This is a genomic window from Mesorhizobium sp. M7A.F.Ca.CA.001.08.2.1 (assembly GCF_003998455.1).
GTDB lineage: Bacteria > Pseudomonadota > Alphaproteobacteria > Rhizobiales > Rhizobiaceae > Mesorhizobium > Mesorhizobium ciceri.
In genome coordinates this window covers 1-1,638 of record NZ_RZPW01001061.1, presented here as the reverse complement: position 1 = coordinate 1,638, position 1,638 = coordinate 1, and the positions used below count along the sequence as shown (strand labels likewise).

1 pseudogene is annotated in these 1,638 nt (G+C 67.8%); it reads left to right on the top strand.

The annotated features are described in order from the left end of the window. Positions 1 to 1,638: pseudogene (locus tag EN914_RS34720) on the top strand (kinesin); the annotation flags it as partial.

Here is a 1,638-nt window from a genome sequence, read left to right as displayed (position 1 = left end):
ATGTTGACCCGCGCGCTGGAAGACGATCTCGGCAAGCTCGCCGAGACCCGCAAGGACGTTGACCGCTCGCTGTCGGGCCATATCGACCAGATCGCTGCCAGAAGCACCGGCATTTCCGACGCGATCGCTGCCGATGTCGAGAAGATCGAGCAGGCGTTCAGTCGCCAGACCGGCATCATCGAGGAGCGCGCCGGCACCATGGAACGTGCGCTCTCGACAGGCGTCGACAACGTCCGCGCCGTGCTCGAGAAGAGCGCCGTGTTTGTCGCCGGCGCCCTGCGCGAAAAGGTGCTGGAAGTCACCAGCACCCTGCACGAGCAGGCCGGTGCCGCGTTCAGCGACGCCGACCGCAAGATCGCCGAGCGCGCCGAGCAGACCTCCGCCGCCCTGCTGGCGCGGGCCGAAGACATCGCCCGCACCTTCGAGGAGGCCGACCGTCGCCTGCACGCCCGTGCAGAAGATACGTCGAACGCCTTGCTTGCCCGCGCGGACGACACGTCCAGCTCGCTGCTGGCCCGTGCCCATGAAACCGCCGATCAGCTGGCCGCTCGCGCAAATCAGATCGCCGGCACCTTCGAAGCGGCAGACCAGAAGCTTGCCGCCCGCGCCCAGGAAACCGCAGATCAGCTGACCGCCCGGGCTCAGGACACCGCCGACCATCTGGCAGCTCGTGCAAGCGAAATTGCAGGCACGTTCGATGCCGCCGACCAGAAGCTGGTCGCCCGCGCCATCGAAACGGCCCAGTCGCTGGCCGCGCGCGCCGGCGACATCCTGCGCAACTTCGAAGGCGCCGACCAGCGGCTCGGCATGCGGATCGGCGAATCGGCCGAAGCGCTTGCCGCACGCGCATCGGACCTTGGCCGCATCTTCGATGCCGCCGACCAGCAGCTCGTCTCGCGCATCGCCGAGGGTTCGGAAGCGCTGTCGAGCCGCGCCTCGGAAATCGGCCGTATCTTCGACGACGCGGATCAGCGTCTGGTGTCGCGCATCGCCAGCAGCACCACCACGATCGGCGAGCATGCCCAGACGATCGTCGGTGCCTTTGCCGATACCGAGCAAAGGGTCGCCGAACGCGCAAGGCGGACCGGCCAGGAAATGGCCGTGCATGCCCGCGAAATCGAGCAGGCGCTTGCCGGCGCCGACGAGCGGCTCGCCTCGAGCGCGGCAGCCGCGGCAGCCCGTGTCGAAGAGCAGGTCTCGGGCGTCGAGAACCGCCTCGCCTTTACGGCCGAGACGATGGGCCAGAAGCTCAACGAGCAGGTGTCGAACGCCGAGGCGCAACTCGTCTCGCGCGCCAATGTGATCGCCGAGACCTTCACCGCGGTTGGCCAGCATATCGGCCAGAGCACCAACGATGCCGCCAAGACGATCGGCGCCAACACCCGCGAACTCAACACCATGCTCGCGGCGCGTTCGGCCGAAATGTCGAAGATCCTCGACGAAACCGCACGGCCCCTGGTCGAGCGCTTCGCCCAGGGCGGCTCGGAACTGCAAAAGAGCATGGAAGAGGTCACAGAACGCGCCACCGAGAAGCTGCGCAGCGAGAATGCCGCACTTGTCGACGCGCTCGCCAACCGCACCGCCGAAACCTTGTCGGCGGTCGAGGGCGCCCGCTCGTCGCTGTCCGACAGCGTCGCC